Annotated in this window: 19 protein-coding genes; 14 read left to right on the top strand and 5 right to left on the bottom strand. The window is 72.5% G+C overall.

Annotated elements, in window-relative coordinates; all coding sequences use genetic code 11:
- Together KM933_RS28835 and KM933_RS28830 are read left to right on the top strand one after the other, a co-directional pair.
- On the top strand, window positions 1–1,149 hold the full coding sequence (locus KM933_RS28835) for an anhydro-N-acetylmuramic acid kinase (protein WP_221357528.1): 1,149 nt from the start codon (window positions 1–3) through the stop codon (window positions 1,147–1,149).
- Window positions 1,150–1,203: 54 nt separating this feature from the next.
- The gene (locus KM933_RS28830; RefSeq protein WP_221357526.1) at window positions 1,204–2,211 is read left to right on the top strand and encodes a DUF2510 domain-containing protein; all 1,008 of its coding nucleotides are present in this window, start codon (window positions 1,204–1,206) and stop codon (window positions 2,209–2,211) included.
- A 164-nt stretch (window positions 2,212–2,375) separates the two neighbouring features.
- Here the strand turns inward: KM933_RS28830 and KM933_RS28825 are convergent, their stop codons facing one another.
- A complete protein-coding gene (locus KM933_RS28825) occupies window positions 2,376–2,999 on the bottom strand; it encodes a TetR/AcrR family transcriptional regulator (RefSeq protein ID WP_221357524.1) in 624 nt (207 codons plus the stop codon).
- Window positions 3,000–3,241: 242 nt separating this feature from the next.
- Between KM933_RS28825 and KM933_RS28820 the strand changes: the two genes are divergently transcribed.
- Together KM933_RS28820 and KM933_RS28815 are read left to right on the top strand one after the other, a co-directional pair.
- Window positions 3,242–4,087, top strand: a complete 846-nt coding sequence (locus KM933_RS28820; protein ID WP_221357523.1) for a phosphatase PAP2 family protein — start codon at window positions 3,242–3,244, stop codon at window positions 4,085–4,087.
- Window positions 4,084–5,118, top strand: coding sequence for a DMT family transporter (locus tag KM933_RS28815; RefSeq protein WP_221357522.1), 1,035 nt, complete (start codon window positions 4,084–4,086; stop codon window positions 5,116–5,118). The genes KM933_RS28820 and KM933_RS28815 overlap by 4 nt, the downstream gene beginning before the upstream one ends.
- A gap of 67 nt (window positions 5,119–5,185) precedes the next feature.
- Here the strand turns inward: KM933_RS28815 and KM933_RS28810 are convergent, their stop codons facing one another.
- Window positions 5,186–7,237 (bottom strand): phosphocholine-specific phospholipase C, encoded by a 2,052-nt coding sequence (locus tag KM933_RS28810; protein WP_221357519.1) that lies wholly within the window; start codon window positions 7,235–7,237, stop codon window positions 5,186–5,188.
- Window positions 7,238–7,421: 184 nt separating this feature from the next.
- A complete protein-coding gene (locus KM933_RS28805; protein ID WP_221357518.1) occupies window positions 7,422–8,192 on the bottom strand; it encodes a hypothetical protein in 771 nt (256 codons plus the stop codon).
- 108 nt (window positions 8,193–8,300) lie between these two features.
- Between KM933_RS28805 and KM933_RS28800 the strand changes: the two genes are divergently transcribed.
- The 3 genes from KM933_RS28800 (at window position 8,301) to KM933_RS28790 (ending at window position 11,357) form a co-directional block, all read left to right on the top strand.
- A complete protein-coding gene (locus tag KM933_RS28800; RefSeq protein WP_221357557.1) occupies window positions 8,301–9,002 on the top strand; it encodes a HEAT repeat domain-containing protein in 702 nt (233 codons plus the stop codon).
- A 3-nt stretch (window positions 9,003–9,005) separates the two neighbouring features.
- Window positions 9,006–10,007: a MerR family transcriptional regulator gene (locus KM933_RS28795; protein WP_221357517.1), complete on the top strand. Its 1,002-nt coding sequence runs from the start codon at window positions 9,006–9,008 to the stop codon at window positions 10,005–10,007.
- A 246-nt stretch (window positions 10,008–10,253) separates the two neighbouring features.
- Entirely contained in the window at window positions 10,254–11,357 is a 1,104-nt protein-coding gene (locus KM933_RS28790; RefSeq protein ID WP_221357516.1) for a glycoside hydrolase family 43 protein, read from the top strand.
- A 46-nt stretch (window positions 11,358–11,403) separates the two neighbouring features.
- Here KM933_RS28790 and KM933_RS28785 read toward each other — a convergent pair whose 3' ends face one another.
- Window positions 11,404–11,751: a MerR family transcriptional regulator gene (locus tag KM933_RS28785; protein WP_173894342.1), complete on the bottom strand. Its 348-nt coding sequence runs from the start codon at window positions 11,749–11,751 to the stop codon at window positions 11,404–11,406.
- Window positions 11,752–11,816: 65 nt separating this feature from the next.
- Window positions 11,817–12,776: an aldo/keto reductase gene (locus tag KM933_RS28780; RefSeq protein WP_260334291.1), complete on the bottom strand. Its 960-nt coding sequence runs from the start codon at window positions 12,774–12,776 to the stop codon at window positions 11,817–11,819.
- 524 nt (window positions 12,777–13,300) lie between these two features.
- Here KM933_RS28780 and KM933_RS28775 point away from each other — a divergent pair.
- From KM933_RS28775 to KM933_RS28745, 7 genes are all read left to right on the top strand, one after another.
- Window positions 13,301–14,488: an ATP-binding protein gene (locus KM933_RS28775; RefSeq protein ID WP_260334290.1), complete on the top strand. Its 1,188-nt coding sequence runs from the start codon at window positions 13,301–13,303 to the stop codon at window positions 14,486–14,488.
- Entirely contained in the window at window positions 14,485–15,330 is an 846-nt protein-coding gene (locus KM933_RS28770; RefSeq protein WP_260334289.1) for a roadblock/LC7 domain-containing protein, read from the top strand. The genes KM933_RS28775 and KM933_RS28770 overlap by 4 nt, the downstream gene beginning before the upstream one ends.
- Window positions 15,323–15,709: a DUF742 domain-containing protein gene (locus tag KM933_RS28765; RefSeq protein ID WP_221357514.1), complete on the top strand. Its 387-nt coding sequence runs from the start codon at window positions 15,323–15,325 to the stop codon at window positions 15,707–15,709. The genes KM933_RS28770 and KM933_RS28765 overlap by 8 nt, the downstream gene beginning before the upstream one ends.
- Before the next feature lie 3 nt (window positions 15,710–15,712).
- Entirely contained in the window at window positions 15,713–16,273 is a 561-nt protein-coding gene (locus tag KM933_RS28760) for a GTP-binding protein (RefSeq protein ID WP_221357513.1), read from the top strand.
- A 13-nt stretch (window positions 16,274–16,286) separates the two neighbouring features.
- Window positions 16,287–17,669 (top strand): cytochrome P450 family protein, encoded by a 1,383-nt coding sequence (locus KM933_RS28755; protein WP_221357512.1) that lies wholly within the window; start codon window positions 16,287–16,289, stop codon window positions 17,667–17,669.
- 93 nt (window positions 17,670–17,762) lie between these two features.
- Entirely contained in the window at window positions 17,763–19,022 is a 1,260-nt protein-coding gene (locus tag KM933_RS28750; protein ID WP_308013574.1) for a cytochrome P450, read from the top strand.
- Between the two features lie 8 nt (window positions 19,023–19,030).
- A complete protein-coding gene (locus KM933_RS28745) occupies window positions 19,031–19,789 on the top strand; it encodes an enoyl-CoA hydratase/isomerase family protein (RefSeq protein ID WP_221357509.1) in 759 nt (252 codons plus the stop codon).
- The last annotated feature ends 6 nt before the right edge of the window (window positions 19,790–19,795 follow it).

The raw sequence follows: 19,795 nt of genomic DNA, 5'->3' as shown, positions 1-19,795 counted from the left end.
GTGCGGGTGATCGGCCTGATGTCCGGCACGTCGTACGACGCGATCGACGCGGCGGCGGCCGACCTGCGGCTCGACGGGCGGACCCTCGCGCTGCGTCCGCTCGGCATGCTCGCCGAGCCCTGCGGGGCGGAACTTCGCACGGCCCTCGCGGCGGCGCTCCCCCCGGCGGGCACCACCCTCGCCGAGGTGTGCCGGCTGGACACGCTCATCGGCCGGGCGTTCGCCGGCACGGCGGTCCGCGCCCAGCGCGAACTGTGCGACGGGCGGGCCGGGCTGGTGGCCTCGCACGGGCAGACCGTCTACCACTGGGTCGACGGGGAACGGGTGCGCGGCACCCTCCAGCTCGGGCAGCCGGCCTGGATCGCGGAGGCGACCGGACTGCCCGTCGTCGCCGACTTCCGGCCACGCGACATCGCCGCGGGCGGCCAGGGCGCGCCGCTGGTGAGCCTGGTCGACCTCCTGTGGCTGCGCGGGAGGCCGGGCACCCCGGTCGCGCTGAACCTAGGCGGCATCGCCAACCTCACCGCACCCGACGGCACCGCCTTCGACACCGGGCCCGCGGGCGCCCTCGTCGACGCGGCCGTACGCCGCTGCACCGGCCGCGACCTCGACGAGGGCGGTGTGCTGGCCGCCCGCGGCACCGTGCACGAACCGCTGCTGCGGCACCTGCTCGACGAGCCGTACTACGCGCGGCCCGCGCCCAGGACGACCGGCAAGGAGCTGTTCCACGAGGGCTACCTGCGCGCGGCGCTGACGGACTTCGCCGCGCTGCCCGCCGAGGACGTGATCGCGACACTCACCCTGCTCACCGCGCGGACGGTGGCGGACGCCGTCCGTTCGCTGCACGCCACCGAGGTGATCGCCTCGGGCGGCGGGACGCGCAACCCCGTCCTCATGGCGATGCTGGGCGCCGAGCTGCCGGGGGTCGCGCTGCGCCTCTCCGACGACCTCGGCCTGCCCGCGGCGGCCAAGGAGGCGTACGCCTTCGCCGTCCTCGGGTTCCTGACCCTGCACGGGCTCGCGGGCACCGACCCGAGGAGCACCGGCGCCCGGCACGCGAGCGTGCTGGGCTCGCTCACGCCGGGGCGGAGCGGTTTCCCGCCACTGCCCCGGGGAGCGGAACAGCCGGTGCGCCTGGTGCTGGAGTGACCCGAATCGGGATCCTCTCATCCGGCTTTCACCCGCGCCTCATACGGTGGACCCATGACGCAGGCGACTCCTCCCGGCTGGTACCCCGACCCCGGGCAGAAAAGTGACGGTCCCGCCACACAGCGCTGGTGGGACGGCAGGACATGGACGGACCGGACCCGCCCCGCGGAGTCGGCCGCCGCATGGGGTCCCCCGGCGTATCCGCCGGGCGCCCCGTATCCGGGCGCGTACCCGGGCGCGTATCCGGGTGCGTATCCGGGTGCGAACCCGGGCGGGCCCCGGCGCAGGGCGCGCACGGCGATAGCCGTCGCCGCCGCCGTCGCGGTGCTCGCGGGCATCGGCGGCGGTGTGTACGCGCTGACCGCCGGCGACGGTTCGGACGGCGGCACGCGGAGCGACGCCGGGCCGACGCAGCCGGGCGGTCCGCGAGGACAGGAGGGCGACGGCCGGGACGGGGGCGGCCAGGGCGGTCCCGGCGCCCCTGACGGCGGTGGGAGCGAGGTCCCGCAGCCGCGGCAGACCGAGGAGGGCTTCGCCGCCGACCCCGTCAACGGCATCAGCCTCCCGGTGCCCGACGACTGGACCGGCGAGACCGTCCAGGTGGGCGCCCAGGTGACGTCCGGGGACTCCTACAAGTGCCCCGGCGACACCTCGGCCACCTGCACCGAGGGCGGCGCGTACTCCGCCCCCGCCCTCGCCCTGGAGATCGAGGCCACCACCGCCGAGGCCGCCGCCGAGGAGGACATCGCCAAGAACGCCGAGGAGTCCTACGGCGGCAAGAGCTACGGCGGGATCACCTCGCACGACGAGCTCTTCTCCAAGGCGGTCACCGTGGCCGGGCAGAAGGGTCACGCGGTCCGCTGGAAGGTGGTCACGAGCAAGGGCGCCGACGGCTACGTCGAGTCGCTGGTCTTCCCGGCACCGGCCAACGCCAAGCAGCTCGTCGTGGTGCGCTTCGGCGTCGACGTGGGGTCCGGCGGGCCGGGCCAGTCCGTGATCGACGAGATCACGAAGGGCATCAAGGAGTCCGCCGGCGGCGGGGGCAACGGCCAGGACGTGTAGGACGTACGGCAGCCGATCGGCCGGGTGGCAGCCGATCGGCCGGGTGGGGCGCCTCTCCGCTCAAGAGGAACCCCACCCGGCCGGGGGGTGCGCGCCGCCCCCGTCCCCACGGTGCGGCGCGAGCAGGCCGGCGTCCGGTCATCCCGTGGACGGCGGCCTGGGTCTCAGGGCGACCCGGACAGCCCGAGGGCGGGCAGCAGGGCCACCTCCACATAGCGCAGGAGGTACTCCGCGTCCGCCGGCCGTCCCTCCAGGAAGGGACGGACGCGGAGCACTCCGAGCAGCTGCGCCGGCACGAACTCCAGTACGGGATGGTCCGCCGCGATCTCCCCCCGCCCGACGGCGCGCCGGATCATCGCCCGCAGCGCGTCGAGTTCGGGTTCCACCAGGGCGTCGCGCAGCGCGCGCTTCAGTTCCTCGTCCTGCATCACGGACTGCCCGAGCGCCTGCATGAGCCTGGTGTCCTCGTCGGACCGCTCGCCCGCCGTACGCGCGACGGCGCGCAGGTCCCCGGCGAGCGAACCCGTGTCGATACCGATGAACTTGGGGCAGTGGTTGGCGCGCAGCGCCGCCGCCACGAACTGCGGCTTCGTCTTCCACTGCCGGTAGAGCGTGGACTTGCTGCACCGGGTGCTCGCGGCGACGCCCTCCATGGTCAGGGCGTCGTAGCCGCACTCGCGGACCTGTTCGAGCACGGCGTCGAAGAACTCCTGCTCACGCTCGGGCGTGATCTTGGAGCGGCGCGAGGCGGCGACCGTCTCCGGTCCCTCCGCTGCCTGCGACGTCATGGCGCTTCTCCTCGCTCGTCCCTGCGGCGCCCGGCGGGCCCGCGCCCCCCCGGATGGTCCTCGACGGATTTCCCGGTCCGGCGGACAACCCATCGATACGCAAGCGTACCGGAACGCTCCCGTATCGGTACACTGGCGTATCGATGAGCCTTGGACCGGACCCACCCCCGTCCTGAGTGGATCCCCTCCTGGGCTCACCACGCACCAGCACCGCCCAGACCGTCAAGCAAAGGGGCCGGGGGATGGAATTCCCAACCGAGCCTGCACCGAGGGGATCCGCCGCGAGGCCGCGGCCGCCCCTCGTCCGTGAGGTCCTGCTCGTCGCGGGACTCCTCCTCGTCTACAAACTCGGCCGGCTGCTGGCCACCGGCCACAGCGCCGGGGCGTTCGCCAACGCCCACCGCGTGTGGGACCTCGAACGGTTCCTGCACCTGCCCGGCGAAGGCGCCGTACAGGCCGCGACGCTGCACGGCGACACCCTCGTACAGATCGCCAACACCTATTACGCGACCGTCCACTTCCCCGCCACGGCGGCCTTCCTGGGCTGGCTGTACCTGCGGCGTCCCGGGCACTACGTGTGGGCCCGCCGGGTCCTCGCCGCGGTCACCGGCGCGGCCCTGGTGGTCCATCTCACTTTCCCGCTCGCGCCGCCGCGGCTGCTCACCGCCACGGGCCTGGTGGACACCGGGCAGGTGTACGGGCCCACGGTGTACGGCTCCTCCCCCGAGAGCGACTCCCTCGCGAACCAGTTCGCCGCCATGCCGTCGCTGCACTTCGGCTGGGCCCTGATGGTCGCGGTCGGCCTGATCGCCGCGACCCGGACCCGGTGGCGGTGGCTGTGGCTGCTGCATCCGCTGGGGACGCTGCTGGTGATCGTCGGCACGGCGAACCACTACTGGCTCGACGCGATCGTGGCGGCCGCCCTCCTCGGCATCGCGCTCGCCGTCGTCCGCCCGCCCCGTCGGACGGCGGCGACCAGCGGCAGCAGCAGCCAAAAGACGGACGCGGATGCCGGTGCTGCCGCTGACGCCGATACCGGTGCCGGTGCCGATGCCGATGTGCCCGAGCTCGTGGGGGCCCGGCGATGAGCGCCACCCTCGTCGCCGTCGTCCTCTCGCTGTTCTCCGCTGTGGCGTACGCCGCCGCCGCGGTGGCCCAGGAACGGCTCGCGGCCCGCACCACGGACGCCGGAACGCTGAGCCTGCTGGGCCGCGGTGCCTGGTGGTGGTCGGTCGGGCTCAACGCGGGGGCCGCGCTGCTGCACGTCGCCGCCCTCAAGTACGGAACGCTGACCCTCGTCCAGCCCCTCGGCGCGCTCACCCTGGTCGCCGCGGTGCCGCTGGGCGCACGGCTCGCGGGGCGCCGGGTCACTGCGGTCGAGTGGCGCGGTACGGCGCTGACGCTGGCCGGACTCTGTGCCGTACTCGTCACGGCGTCCGGGCCCGCCCCCGACGGCGTGCTGAGCGTTCCGCAGGCGCTGGCGGTGACGGGCGCCACCGCGGCCCTCATCGGGGTGCTGGCCCGGCCGGGCACGCGCCCCGGGCTCCGGCACGCGAGCGCGTCCGGCTTCGCCTCGGGTGTCGCCTCGGCGCTCACCCAGACCGTCACCGTCGCCGCGACGGATCGCTCGGGTCCGCTGCTCAGCGGCCAGGTGGTCCTGGTGGCCGTGCTGGTCGCGGCCTTCGCGGCGGGCGGGCTGCTGCTCTCTCAGGTCGCCTACAAGGGCGGGCTCGGCGCACCGCTGGCCCTGGTGACGCTGGCCAATCCGATCGCCGCCGCGGTGATCGGGCTCTCCCTGCTCGGCGAACGGCTGCGGGGCGGGGCGCCGGGGCTGCTGCTCGCTGCGGCCGGCGCGGCGGTCGCGGCCTGGGGCGTGGTGACACTGTCACGCTCCACGCCTGCGGTCGCGCCTGCGCCTGTGGCTGCGTCGGTGCCGGTGCCTGCCCACGTGCCCGCACCGGCACCGGCACCGGCGTCTGTGCCGGTGCCGGTGTCCTCGGCGGTGGAGCGGGAGCAGCACCCCGTGGCGGCGGTCCTCGCCCTGGAGTCGTCCGTACCGGCGGCGTACGAACCGCTGCTGCCGGAGCAGCGCAGGTACTGCCGGCTCACCCGCCTGTAGCGGCACCGGACCGGCGGCCCGGAGCCCGCGGCGCCTTTACCGGACCGTCCAGACCGTGGCGACGGCGCTAGACCGTGGCGATGGCGGGGTCGCTGACGCCCGCCCGGCCGTTCTCGACGTGCCCGGCGAAGCGGCGCAGGAACGAGCCGTCCGCGCCGGACCTGACGGTGAGGTCGTACCAGCGCCTGCCGGCCCGCAGGTCCACGGTGTGCCGCACGGTAGCGCCGGGCCGTACCTTGAACGACCTGGGCCTGCCTCCGTAGCCGTCGGTGAGTTCGAGGGTCGTCGTGCGGGCGCCCCCGTTGGTGAGGGTCAGCTCGATGTCGTCCCCGGCGTGGCGGGCGGTGACCTCGGGTCCGGCCGTCCTCCCCGGGCCCCTGAAGACGCGCAGGAACCCGTTGGGCCCGTGCACGGTCAGGTCGTACGCGCCGTTCGAGTACGCGGAGTTCCAGGTGTCCGAGACTGTCTTCCCCGCCTCGGTGGTGTAGGTCCAGGGGCCGTCGGTGCGGTTCCCGGACGTCACGTGGAAGGATGCGCCGGCCTTCTTGCCCGAGGCGAAGGTCAGGGTGAACCTCCCGTTCCCCGGGTCGGCGGAGCCGTCGATCCACGGGGCGTACCGGAGGGGGCGGGCGAGCCGCAGGCCGCGCTCCTGGCGGGGCAGTCGCGGGTGCGCGGGCGGGGTCGGCCGGTAGTCCGGGTGCCGGTCCTTGTCCGCCGGCTCGTACGCGTCGGTGTCCGGGAGGCCGGCCGGCCTGCTGTCCTTGCGGGAGAAGTCGAACGCGGAGGTCAGGTCACCGCAGACGGCCCGCCGCCAGGGCGAGATGTTGGGCTCCTCGACGCCGAAGCGACGCTCCAGGAACCGGATGATCGAGGTGTGGTCGAGGGTCTCGGAGCAGACGTAGCCGCCCTTGCTCCAGGGCGAGACGACGAGCATCGGCACCCGCGGGCCCAGACCGTACGGACCGGCGACGTGGGTCGCGCTGCCCGCGAAGAGGTCCGGGCCGACATCCACGGTGGACCTGCCGTGGTCGGCGGAGCGCGGCGGCAGCGGCGGGACCAGGTGGTCGAAGAAGCCGTCGTTCTCGTCGTACGTGATGAACAGGGCCGTCCTCGCCCACACCTCCGGGTCCGCGGTGAGCGCCTCCAGGACCTGGGAGATGTACCAGGCGCCGTAGTTCGAGGGCCAGTTGGAGTGCTCGGAGAAGGCTTCGGGGGCGGCGATCCAGGAGACCTGCGGCAGCGTGCCGCCCAGGACGTCGGCCCGCAGCCGGTCGAAGTAGCCCTCGCCCTTGCGGGCGTCGGTGCCGGTGCGGGCCTTGTCGTGGAGCGGGTCGCCGGGCTCGGCGTTGCGGTACTTGTTGAAGTAGAGCAGTGAGTTGTCGCCGTAGTTGCCGCGGTACGCGTCCGCTATCCAGCCCCAGGAACCGGCCGCGTCCAGACCGTTGCCGATGTCCTGGTAGACCTTCCAGGAGATCCCGGCCTCCTCCAGGCGCTCGGGGTAGGTCGTCCAGTCGTAGCCGAGTTCGTCGTTGCCGAGGACGGGGCCGCCGCCCTTGCCGTCGTTGCCGGTGAAACCCGTCCACATGTAGTAGCGGTTCGGGTCGGTGGAGCCGATGAACGAGCAGTGGTAGGCGTCGCACACGGTGAAGGTGTCGGCGAGCGCGTAGTGGAACGGGATGTCCTCGCGCGTCAGGTACGCCATGGTCGTGGCTCCCTTGGCGGGGACCCACTTGTCGTACTTCCCCCCGTTGTAGGCGGCGTGCCCGTCGGGCCAGCTGTGCGGCAGGCCCTCCAGGAACTGCATGCCGAGGTCGTCGGCCTCCGGGTGGAAGGGCAGCAGGTCCTTGGTGCCGTCCGACTGGTGCCACACGGACTTTCCGTTGTCGAGCGTGACCGGGTGCGGGTCGCCGAAGCCACGGACACCCCTGAGCGCGCCGAAGTAGTGGTCGAAGGACCGGTTCTCCTGCATGAGGACGACGACGTGCTCGACGTCCTCGATGGTGCCGCGGCGGTGACCCGCGGGGATGGCGGCGGCCTTCGCGATGCTCTCCGACAGCGCGGTGAACGCCGCGGTACCGCCCGCGAGCTGCAGGAAACGGCGCCGATTCACTTCGGTCATGACTGGGTGACCTCTCGTCCTGACGGATACGGATGCGACTGACGGACGGACCTGCGCATGCCGCAACGTGCGTGAGAGGAGTGTTCCAAGGGCAGCGAACGTCACGGAAGGCCCGCGTGGCCCCCGCGTGAAGCGCGGCGGTACGCGAGGGGCGGGGTCCGGCGAGGCCCGGCGGGGGTCCGTCTCACGTCCAGCGCCAGGTGGACAGCATGACGTCCAGGTTGTGCGTGGTGTCCGCCAGGTTGGCCGGGTGGTCGGTGAGTACGAGGCGCAGCTGCTCCCGGCCCCTCTCGATCAGGACGATGTGCAGGTTCTTGCCCGGCACGTCCAGGACCAGCGCCCGTGCCCCGGCGATTTCCGTGCGGTGTCCGCCCTCGGCCAGGACCAAAGGGGTCACGTCGTCGATCGGCCAGCGCGTGGTGCGGCCGATCGACACCCTGGCGCGTTGGCCGAAGCCCGGCTTGTACAGCCCCATCTGCCGTCGCCCCACGGCCTTCCGTCCGGCCTCGCGGTCCGCCGCGGCGCCGACGCGGTACCAGCCGGGCGCCAGCCGCATGCGGAAGTCCCCGCCGTCGACCCATCCCCGGTCGCCGATGCCGACGCCGGCCAGGTACGCCGGATCGACACGGCTGTGCTCGACGAGCACGACCGCGCCCGCCGGCAGGGCGGCGACCGTGGTGAGGACCAGGGCGGCCCGGCACCACGGGGACGTCCGCGAGCGGCCCGGCGGCCGGATCGGGGCCGGGCCGTCCCCTGCCGGGCCGTCGCCCGCCGGACAGTCACCCGCCAGGTACCCGCCCGTCGGGGCTGCACGTTTCCGCAGGGCCCGGTCCCGCAGGGCCGCGCACGGCGGCAGCAGCAGCGCGACGGCCACCGCGGTCCAGCCGACCAGGACCTGGAGGACGATCCACATGCTCTCCGCGACGGGCGGGGCGAGGCATCCCCGGGCGGACACCGGTCCTTACCCCGGACGGTGTCCTTGTCGCGGCCCCGGTGACCGCGGGTTCCGTTTGACCTTGACACCGTGACAGGGTCTTCACTGCGTGCCGAGGAGGTGGTCTCGATGACGGTCACGGGACAGGGCACGGGCACGGGTACGGACATGGGTACGGACACCGACACGGCACGAGCGCTGCGAGGGCTGGAGCACGACACCGCGTCCGTACGGCTGCGGGCCGCCCTGGCGGTCGGCACGGCGCCCGACCCACGCTTCGTCGGCCGGCTCGTCGAGCGGTGCGCGATCGAGCCCGAGTTCTTCGTCCGCGACATGCTGACCTGGGCACTCACCCGTCACCCGGTGTCCATGACGCTCCCCGCGCTGGTCCGCGAAGTCCGCTCGGAGCGTGCGCAGGCACGGAGTCAGGCGCTGCACACGCTGTCGAAGATCGGGGACCGGCGGGCATGGCCGGCGATCACACCGGCGGTGCTGTCCGACGCCGACGACGAGGTGGCCCGCAGCGCCTGGCGGGCCGCGGTCGTGCTCGTACCGGAAGGAGAGGAGCCCGCGCTGGCCGCGGCGCTGGCGACGCAGTTCGGGCGTGGTGGGCGGGAGACGCAGCTGAGTCTCAGCCGGGCGCTGGTCGCGCTGGGCGAGGTGATCGCACCGGCCCTGCGCACCGCGACGACGGATACCGACCCGCGCGTACGGGCGCACGCGCTCGCCACCCGGCGGCTGCTGCGCGACCCGGACGCCGGCTTCGACTTCGCGATCGAGGAGGCGAAGCGCTTCGTGGCCCTCGGCGGTTCCGGTCAGGAGGGACGATAGGGCGTGTTGATCGGTGAGGTGGCGCGGCGGTCCGGAGTCAGTGCCCGCATGCTCAGGCACTACGAGGCGCTCGGGCTGGTACGCCCCTGCGGCCGTACGGGCTCCGGTTACCGGGAGTACTCCGGGGACGACATCCGGCGGATCTTCCACATCGAGAGCCTGCGGTCGCTGGGGCTGTCGCTGCGTGAGATCGGGCGGGCGCTCGACGACCCGGGGTTCACGCCCGCGGCGCTCGTCGGCGACCTCGTGCGCCGGACGCGCGAACGGATCGCGGCCGAGACCGAATTGCTGACACGGCTGCACCGGATCGACGCCGTGGACCCCGACGGCTGGGAGGACGTGCTCCACGTCGTGGCCCTCCTCCAGGCGCTGGGCTCGAAGAGCGCCGACGTGCGCCAGCGCGCCGCCCTTTCCTCGGCCGGGGCGGCGGTGCCGGTGGAGGCACTGGTCGAGGCGGTACTGGGCGAGACGGAGCCGAACGTCGCCGGAGCCCTTCGATGGGCACTGGCGCGATCGGGCGACGGCGGCCCGGCACTGCTGTCGGCGGGCCTCGGCTCCCCCGTGGCCGCGGTGCGGGAACGTGCCGTCCGGTCCCTCGCCGAGCTGCCCGGCGAGGAGGCCGCCGCGCGGCTGCACTCGGCCCTCGCGAGCCCCGACGACACGGTCCGCGGGCACGCGGCCCTGGCACTCGGGGCCCGCGGGGTCGCCGCAGCGCTCCCGACGCTCATCGACATGATCGTGCGGGGGAGGAACGACACCGACGCGGCGGACGCGCTGGGCGTGCTCGCGCACGACACCGCGGCGGCGGACCGGATCGCGACCGGTCTCGTCGACCGCCTGGCCCACCACACCACCGGAGCGGCCGCCCGCGGCCGGCTGACCCAGGCGCTGGCCGCCGTTCCGGGGCGGACGGCGTCGCGTGCCCTCGTGGAGCTGTCGCAGGACGGGGACCGTGCCGTCGCACTGACCGCGACGTACCTCCTCCGGCTGCGCGGCACACGCTGACGTCCCTCATGGGGCGTCGCCGCAGGGAGAACTGTGCCCGGACGGGCCGTTGACAGGGGCCGTGGCCGTCGGGATCCTGTGAGAACGCTCTTCCATCGATGTAAAAGCGATCGTGGAGGACCGTGACGAGCAGGATCCCCCCACCCCCCACAGCCTCCTTCCGCGATCGTGACCGGGCACCGTCTTGCGTCGGCGTTCCTCCACCGGCCGGGCGCCGCCCGGGTGGAGGCGTACCAGGGAGAGCCCATGAGACTGTTCCGCTGCTTCTCCGGCCTCGGCGCCCTGGCGCTGGCCGGCCTGCTGACCGCCCCCCTGTCACTCTCGTCCCCCGCCACCGCCCAGAGCGCCGCTCCCCCCGCACGGGAGGCGGCGCCGCAGGGGCAGACGGGCCTCCGCGCCGCGGACCCCAGCGTGCTGAGGGTCGGCAGCACCTATGTCTCCGTCCAGTCGGCCGACGGGGGCATCGTCGTACGGCAGGCCGCCTCCACCGACGCCCTCGCCTCGGCGCCCGCCCGGAAGGTCTGGTCGGACACCCGCGACCGCGGTGAGGTCTGGGCCCCCGAGATCGTCATGGACAACGGCAGGTACTACATCTACTTCACGGCCGGGCGCGGACCGGCCCACCGCATGTACGTGATCAGCTCCGCCGCCCCGGACAGCGGCTACAGCGCCGAGACGCAGCTCGCCCTGCCGGACGGCAAGTGGGCGATCGACGGCACCCTGTTCACCTTCGGGGGGCAGCGCTGGTTCGTCTGGTCGGGCTGGGCGGGCGACACCAACGTCGAGCAGAACCTCTACATCGCCCGTATGAGCAGCCCGACGACTCCCACCGGCGGACGGTACGTCATCTCGCAGCCGCGTGAGAGCTGGGAGCGCGTGGTCGGCAACCCGTTCATCAACGAGAGCCCGGAAGCGATCAAGGACCCGAACGGCCAGCTGCACATCACGTACTCGGCCAACGGCAGCTGGAGCGACCAGTACTGCATCGCCGACCTGCGCCTGCGGGCCGGCGGTGACCCCACCCACGTATGGGACTGGTACAAGTCGAACGGCTGCCTGTTCGGCTCCAACCGCACCACGATGATGCCCGGCTGGGACCCGACGCTGTACGTGAACGGCCCCGGGCACCACACGTTCGTCCTGCTGAACGGCGACATCAACACGAGTCCGCCGGCGGGCCCCAGGTTCCCCCTGATGTTCCACGCGGTCCCGAAGGGGACCCCGTACTCGTGGGACAACCGCTACTGGTACACCGGGACGTTCGCGTGGTGGGGCAACACCACGTACTCACGGTCCAACGTGCCCGGGGCGAACACCAACACGGGCTGGAGCATCAAGTTCTTCGAGTGATCCGAGCGATCCGAATGATGTGAGCGATGTGGGCGGGCGGCGGCGTTCAGCTGTAGTAGGCGATCTTCTCGTCGAGGACCTCCATGGCCCGGTGCAGCGCCGCCGCCCGCTGCCGCAGGGCGGCACGGCGCTCGCGCAGGAAGGCGACCCGGTCCTGCGGGGAGTGCTCGCCGCGCAGGATGACGACGAACTCCCGCAGGTCCGCGATGCCGAGACCGGCCTCGCGGAGGCACGTGACCAGGCCGATCCAGAAGACGTCGTCCTCGGTGTACTGCCTGCGCCCGCCGGCGGTGCGCCGTATCGGGCCGATGAGCCCTTCACGCTCGTAGTAGCGCAGCGTGTCGAGCGAGACGCCGGTCCGGTCGGCGGCCGCCGCCGGGGTGAGGGTGGTCATGGAGGCTCCTCGGGTGACCGTGCTGTCGCGGCTGCCGCGTCCGTTGCGGTTGCCGCGCTGCCGTACTACCGCGCTTCGGCGAAGCGCGCCAGGTGCTCGTCGTCGAGCCGCACACGGTGTGCGGCGAGCGCCTCCTCGATCTGCTCCACCCGGCTCGCGCCGACGATGGGATCGATGCCCTGCCGCATCAGCCATGCGAGGACGACCTGGTTCCTCGTGGCCCGGAGTTCACCGGCCACGTCGTCGAGGACCGCGAGCACCCGGGCCGTTCCGGGGTGATCATAGGTGTGCGGAAGCGGCTTGTCCGTGCGCACGTAGGAACCCCACATCAGCGAGCTGTACGACCACACGGCGAGCCCTTCCGCGCCTGCGAGGTCCAGGTCCTCCGCGGTGAGCATGCGGTGGCCGGCCTCGGCGACCGGGGTGAGCGGGCGCGGCTGGACGAGCGAGTGGCGCAGCTGGAGGAACGTCCACGGTTCCATGCCCCGCTCCCGCGCGAGCGACCGGGCCCGCTCGACGCGCCAGGCGGCGTGGTTGGCCGCCCCGACCCGCAGGGCCGTTCCCTTCGCGACCAGCTCGCCGAAGGCGCCGACCGTCTCCTCCAGCGGCACGGCACGGTCCTCGGCGTGGGCCCAGAGCAGATCGACGTGGTCGGTCCCGAGACGCTCCAGGCTCTCCTCCACGCCGGTGCGGACGGCGTGCGCGGAGAGTCCTTCGGCGCTCTGGGGCCAGGAGTGCGGGACGAGCGGGTTCTGCCTGACCTTCGTCGCGATCCGCACCAGGTCGCGTACGCCCGGACGGGCCCGGAGCCATGCGCCGATGAGGCGCTCGCTGGCGCCGCCGACACCGCTGGGGTCGGCCCAGAAGGAGTAGCAGTTCGCGGTGTCGAGCCAGACACCGCCGCCGGCGACGAAGGAGTCGAGGATCGCGAAGGCCCGGTCCGGGGCGACGCGGGTGCCGAAGTCCATCGTCCCGAGGACGATGCGGGAGGTGGTGGGGTGCGTGGTGGAGTGCGTGGTGGGCATGCCCTCCATGTTCGGATCTGGAGCGCGCTCCAGGTCAAGCCCGCCCGCGGCGTACGCACCGAGCGCCTCCGCGGCGTCGCGAACCGGGGCGGGGACGACTCCTCCCGGCCCGTCCCCGGGTGAATGCGAACCGTCCAGGAGGGAACACCGGCGCGCACCCTCCCTTACGTCCGGCGGGTTTTCCCGGTGTCGTTGTGAAGATTCACCGGAGACTGGCGGGCAGCGCCGTGCGCGGACCGCGGGATCGGCCGCGGGGTGACCGAAAAGGCAGCCAACTTATGGTCACACCCTGGGCGTTGACGCCATTTCAGGCCTTAGCACCCCTCCTCGGCCGGATGGCCTGCGGTGATAGCATCGCAGCGTCTGCGACCTTGATCCACTTACTTGATCCATCGAGTGGAGTGGCGATCCGAGGTCAGCCTGCTCTGCGTAGTAGCGCTCATGCGGTTCCCAGCGGACACGCCGCGGATCCTCCCGGGGCGCGTCCCTGCGATTTCGCATGTCGCGCCCCGGGAAAGGTATCTATGAATCGAGACGTGCTCATATGGTGCCTCGCTGCGGTAGCGGTGATATCCGTTGCCGCCGTCGTGGCACTCGTCGTCCGCAACAGAGCCCTGGGGGCCAGAAAGAGGCAGGCCGAGGAGGAGTTGACGCGGCAGCTGGCCGATGCCGAGCGCAGGTTCTCGACCGTCCTCGCCGACCTGCAGAGATTCCGTGGTGAGCAGGAGGGCGCGCTCCGCGAGGCCGAACGGACGGCCGAGGAGAGCACCAAGGCGGTCCTCAAGGGTGCCGTGCGCTTCCTGCAGAGCCTCGCGGCCGAGCAGACCACGCTCCTGGACGGCATCCAGCGCAGGTACGGCGGGCACGCCGTCCTCGCCGACCTGCTGGACGTCAACCACGCCACCGCGCAGATGGCCCGCAAGGCCCAGGGCATCGCGGTCATGTGCGGCGCGCCCCTGGGCCGCCGCAGCCAGGCGGCCAGCGTCTACGACGTGGTACGCAGCGCACAGGGCCAGATCCGCAACTTCAACCGTGTCGAGATCATGCAGCAGAGCGGGATCGCGCTGAAGGCGTCCGCCGTCGCGCCCGTCGCCCTCGCCGTCGCCGAGCTGCTCGACAACGCCGCCAGCTTCTCGCAGCACGACGCGCCCATCGAGGTGACGTTCCAGCGCGTGCAGGGCAACCTGTGCATCGTGATCGACGACGCCGGTGTCGGCATGAGCGACGAGGACCGGCAGAAGGCCACCGTGCTGCTGTCCGGCGGCACCGTCCCCCGGCTGTCGCAGCTCGGTGCCCAGCCGAAGTTCGGTCTCCCCGTCGTCGGTCTGATCGCGCACCAGTACGGCTTCAAGGTGGACGTCACCGGAGTCTCCCGGTACGGCGGCGTCCGGGCCGTCGTCCTGCTGCCCGAGGAGTTGTGGACCATGGAGGAGACCCCGCCGCCCGCCCAGGAGACCCCGGTCAGAAGGATCCGGCGCATCCCGAGCGCGGAGGAGGCGCCCGAGGACCGTACGGTGCACGGCCTGCCGAAGCGCGGGGAGCGCCAGGCCCCGACCGCGGGTGCCACCGACGCCGGGGGCGCCTCCGCCAAGGGGACGCGGCCGTTCAAGAAGGGCCCGCGGGGGGCCGGCGGCCTCGCCGCGATCCAACGCGGCACCATGTCCGGCCGCGCCGTCGAGGTGCCGTCGTCCGAAGGGACCGAGGACGCATGACCACAGACATGTCGTGGATGGTCAGGGACATCGTGGACAACGTCCCCCGGGCCCGGCATGCCGTCGTGCTGTCGGCGGACGGCCTGCCGCGCGGGGCCACGGACGGCCTGACCAAGAAGGACGTGAAGACGATCTCCGCCGCCATGTCGGGGATGCAGTCCCTGAGCCGGGCCACCGCGCACTTCGCCGGCTCGTCGCAGGAACGGCAGTGGAACCAGACGGTCATCGAGTTCTCCCACGGCTGGGTCTTCCTGATCGGGGCGGGGCAGGGCGCGTACCTGGCCGCCGCCGCGGAGCCCGATGTCGACCTCCAGCAGCTCTCTTTCCGTATGAACCGGCTCGTCGCCCGGCTGGGCGGCAACCTGACGTCGCCGCCGCGGGTCACCGTCGAGGACCCCTCCCGGCTCGCCCCCACCGCGCCCGCCCCGCGCCGGGGGCCGAGCGGTTCGGGGTTCGTGCTCCGGGAGCTGGACCAGGTCGTCGCCGAGGTGCGGGGTGCCCGGCACGCGCTGCTGCTCGGCTCCGACGGCCTGCCGCGCGGGGCGACCTCGGGGATAGACAAGGACCTCGCGGACACGATGGCCGCGGCCATGACCGGCATCCACGCCTACAGCCGCGCGGCGGCGCAGTTCGCCGGTCCCGAGGACGCCGAGTGGCAGCAGACCGTCATCGAGTACCAGCACGGCTGGATCTTCCTGATCGCGGCCGGTGACGACGGGTTCCTCGCCGCCGCCGCCGAACACGACTGCGACATCGAGGAGTTCACGAGCCGTCTGTGCGACGTCGTCCCCGCGCTCCTGGAGCGCGAGGCAGGGCAGGGAAGGAAGGCCGACCATGTCTGACGGTCCGGACGAGGAACTGGAACTGACCTCCCCCTTAGTCCCCCTGTTCGTGATCGCGAAGGGACGCGACCTTCCCGCGGACCACGAGTACGAGCACACCGCCCTGGTGACCGCGCGCGACGGCGCGTCGGCCGCGGCGGCACGCGCTCTGTCCCCGGAGGCCCGCAAGGTCATGGACCTGATCGCCGACGGCTTCCTGTCGGTGGCGGAGGTCTCGGGCCACACGCACCTGCCCCTGGGCATCGTGCGGATCCTGCTGGCGCAGCTGGAGGAGGACGGTCTCATCCTCGTGCGGAAGCCCATCCCCCGCGTGGAACGGGTCGAACGCGAACTCCTCAGCGCTGTGCTGGACGGCCTCAGAACCAAATTCGGAGCGTAAGCCGTGTACCTGGATCCAGACGTTTCCAATTCGGTCAAGATCCTCATAGTGGGTCACTTCGGGGTCGGGAAGACCACCCTGATCAGCAGCATCTCGGAGATCGAGCCGCTGCAGACCGAGGAGGAGATCACCGAGGCCAGCGAGGGTTTCGACGACCTGTCGGGCACACCGAACAAGACGACCACCACGGTGGCCATGGACTTCGGCCGTCTCACCCTCAGCGAGACCCTCGTCCTGTACCTCTTCGGAACGCCCGGGCAGGAACGTTTCAAGGAGATGTGGGAGGCACTGTCGCGGGGTGCGCTGGGCGCCCTGGTCCTGGTCGACCCCACACGGCTGCACGAGAGTTTCGCGGTCCTGGACCTGGTCGAGCGTTTCGGCCTGACGTACGCCATCGGTGTCAACCACTTCGAGGGCACCACGGAGTACCCGCTCGACGAAGTACGCGAGGCGCTGAACCTCGCCGCGGACACCCCGATCGTGCACTGCGACGTGCGCGACCAGACGTCCTCCGCGCGGTCCCTCATCACCCTCGTGCAGCACCTCATGTCCATACTCGACTAGGAGCCACCACGGTATGCAGCACCAGCTCAACTCCCACGGGACGCCGCCGCCCGGCTGCCCCGCGCACGGCAACGTCCAGCTGTTCGGTCCCGAGTTCGGCTCCGACCCCGAGCGCCACTACGCCCATCTGCGCACACTGGGCCCCAGCGCTCCCGTCGACATCGCCCCGGGCGTCCAGGTCGAGCTGGTCACCAGCTACGACGCGGCCCTGTACATCCTGCAGAACCCCGCCTCCTTCGTCCGGGACTCCCGCCGCTGGAACGCGCTGAACAAGGGCGCGGTGCCGGCGGACAGTCCGGCCCTGCCCATGATGGGCTACCGCCCCAACGCCCTCTTCAGCGACGGGGCGGCCCACGCCCGGCTGCGCCAGGCGGTCACCGACAGCCTGGCGAGCATCGACGAACTCCAGCTCGTCCGGCAGACCCAGCAGTCCGCCGACTACCTGATCAGCCGGTTCAGCTCGGACGTCCGCGGCCAGGCGGAGCTGATGGCCGACTACGCCCAGCCGCTCCCGCTGCTCGTCTTCAGCGACCTGTTCGGCTGCCCGCCCGAGATCGGCGACCGCGTCATCGCCGGGATCAGCGGCATCTTCGAGGGCACCCCCGGCGCCGACCAGGTGCTGGGGAGCGCGCTCGGTGAGCTGATCGCCCTCAAGCACCGCCGGCCCGGCGACGACGTGACGACACGTCTCATGCAGCACTCCGCCGGACTGACCGACGAGGAGGTGCTGCACCAGCTCGTGACCCTGCTCTCCGGCGGCACCGCGCCGCTGGCGGCGGCCATCGGCACCAGCAGCGCGCTGTACCTCAGCGAGGAGTGGCAGAGCGGGCTGCCGGTCGAGGACGCGATCGTCCAGACGCTGTGGAACTACGCGCCGATCGCCAACTACGCGGCCCACTACCCGACCCACGACGTCGAACTGGGCGGCCGGGCGCTGCGGGCCAACGACCCGGTGGTCATCTCCTTCGCCGCGGCCAACACCGACCCGAAGCTGACCGAGCACCGCGAGCAGCTCAGCGGCAAGGCCCATCTGGCCTTCGGCGCCGGACCGCACGCGTGCCCCGCCAAGGACCCGGCGTTCATGATCGCGGTCACGGCCGTCGAGACGCTGCTCAACCGTCTGCCCGACGTCGAGATGCGCCTCCGCTTCCAGGACCTCTCCTGGGTTCCGGCGCCGTGGAGCCGGTCCCTGGTGAGCCTCCCGGTCCGGTTCACCCCGCGCGGCGCGCTGCACGCCTCCGACGGGTCCGCCCCGTCGCGGGACTCCCGGACGGCTTCCGCTTCCGCCGCCCAGCACTCCGCCGACCCGGCGTACCGGCCGACGTCGTCCCACGCCGCGTCGAAGTCCAAATCGGGACTCTTCAGCCGTTTCCTGGCGTGGACGAGGGGCGAGTGACGTAAGTAACCCTGCGAGACGACAGTGTCACAGGATGTTTCAACTGTCCCACGGGTACGTATGGCGGCTGTTGCTCAGAAAGGAGCCGCCACCGTGGGGAGCCTCACGACTCCGTCCTCCGACCGCCGGGCCGCCGTCTCGCTCTTCTCCCGTCTGCGGACGGCGGAAGGACAGGCCGATCCCTTTCCCCTCTACACGGAACTACGGTCGAGGGGCGGAGTCGCTCCCGCCCCCTGGGGCGGCTTCCTCGTCACCGGCTTCGACACCTGCGACCGAATACTGCGCAGCGCCGACTGGCTGGAGCCGGACCAGGGCTGGCGGGACCGGCAGGGGCCCCGCACCCGCTGGAGCGCTCCGTCCTCGCGCGAGATAGGCAGCACCATGCCCGCCCTCAACCCCCCGGAGCACACCAGGGTGCGCCGGGCGGCGGGAGGCTTCGACCGGGCGAGCATCCAGCGGATGGGCCCGACCGTGAGCCGGCTGACCGACGGCCTTCTCGACTCCCTGACCGAGCGGCTGAAGGACGGCGGGGGCGAGGCGGACTTCGCCGCCCTGGTGAGCGAGGAACTGCCGGTCGCCACCATCGGCGCCTGGCTCGCCCTGCCGTCCGCCGACTGGCCGCGGCTGCGCGAACTCACCCATGAACAGGTCTTCACCCAGGAACTGCTGCCCTCCGCCAGCCAGCTGGCCCGGTCCGACGTCGCCATGGCCGAACTGCGGGCCTACTTCACGGAGCTGATCCGTGAACGGCGCCGCCGCCTCGGCGACGACCCGGTGTCGCGCTGGATCGGGACGTGGGACGCCATGGAGCCCGACCGGGACAAGGCCGACGAGGCGGTCTACTTCCTGGCCCTCTTCGTCCTGCTGGCCGCCCTGGAGACCACGTCCACCCTGCTGTCGACCATGACGCTGCTGCTCGTCGGGGAACCGGCGCGCTGGGACCTGCTGGCCGCCCGCCCCGACCTGGCGCCCGCCTTCGTGGAGGAGACGCTGCGCTACGACCCGCCCACCCATGTGATCAGCCGGGTCGCCGGCAAGGACTGCCTCCTGGACGGGTTCGAGGTCCGCGCGGACGACATGGTCCACCTCATGGTGGGGGCCGCCCACCGGGACCCGGCCAAGCACCCCGATCCCGACCGGTTCGACCCCCACCGCGGGACCGCCGCCCACCACCTCGCCTTCAGCGGAGGCATCCACTACTGCCTCGGTGCCCCGCTGGCCCGCCTCGAAGCCCACACCCTCCTCCGTCAACTGGTCGGACGTCTGCCCCGCCTCACCCTGGTCCGGCGCCCGCCGATGGCCCCGCGGGTGGCCTTCAGACGTCTGCTGAGCCTGGATGTCGCCCTCGCATGAACCACCACATGTCCCCCCTCCCCGCACCCCGCCCCCCGGCCGTCGAGACCGAGCAGGACGGCCCCGTGCTCCGGGTCCGCCTCAACCCGGCCAAGGAGGACGACGTCCTCAGCGCCGCCGTGCTCGACGACCTCATCGCCCTGCTGGACGGCCTGCACGAGCGCCCCGACGTCCGCGTCCTGGTCCTGTCCTCGCTGGGGGAGGACTTCTGCACGGGGGCGGACCGCGGCGAGTACCTGGACGCCCTGGCCGCCGACCCGACCGGTGCCGCCCTGCGGCGTGCCGCGGACAAGGCCCAGCGCCTGTGCCACTCCCTGGAGAACACCCATGCCGTCACCGTCGCCCGGCTGCACGGCAAGGTCATCGGGGCCGGACTCGCGCTGGCCGCGTTCTGCGACCTGCGCGTGGGCGCGGACACCTGCCGGTTCCGCATGCCCGAGGTGGGCCTGGGCCTCCCGCCCGCCTGGGGAGGGGCCATGGGCCGGCTGATATCCGAGGCCGGCGCCGCACGGATCCGCGAACTGGCGCTCACCTGCGAGGTCTTCGACGCGACCACCGCCCACCGGCTCGGCCTGCTGCACAAGGTCGTCCCCGCGGACCAGCTGGACCGTGCCGTCGGCACCTGGACGAGGCCGCTCGCACGGCGTTCGCCCGAGGCCCTCGTCCTGACGAAGCGCATGGTCGCCGGCTACGCCCGGGCCGACCGGACCTCGGACGTCTCCCTGCTCGACTCCCACCTGCTGGGCGCCGCACTCGGAAGGTCCTGACGGCGC

It is taken from the genome of Streptomyces beigongshangae, from assembly GCF_019710745.1.
In the GTDB taxonomy this organism is placed as follows: Bacteria; Actinomycetota; Actinomycetes; order Streptomycetales; family Streptomycetaceae; genus Streptomyces; species Streptomyces beigongshangae.
This window is presented reverse-complemented; position numbering and strand designations above follow the sequence as displayed.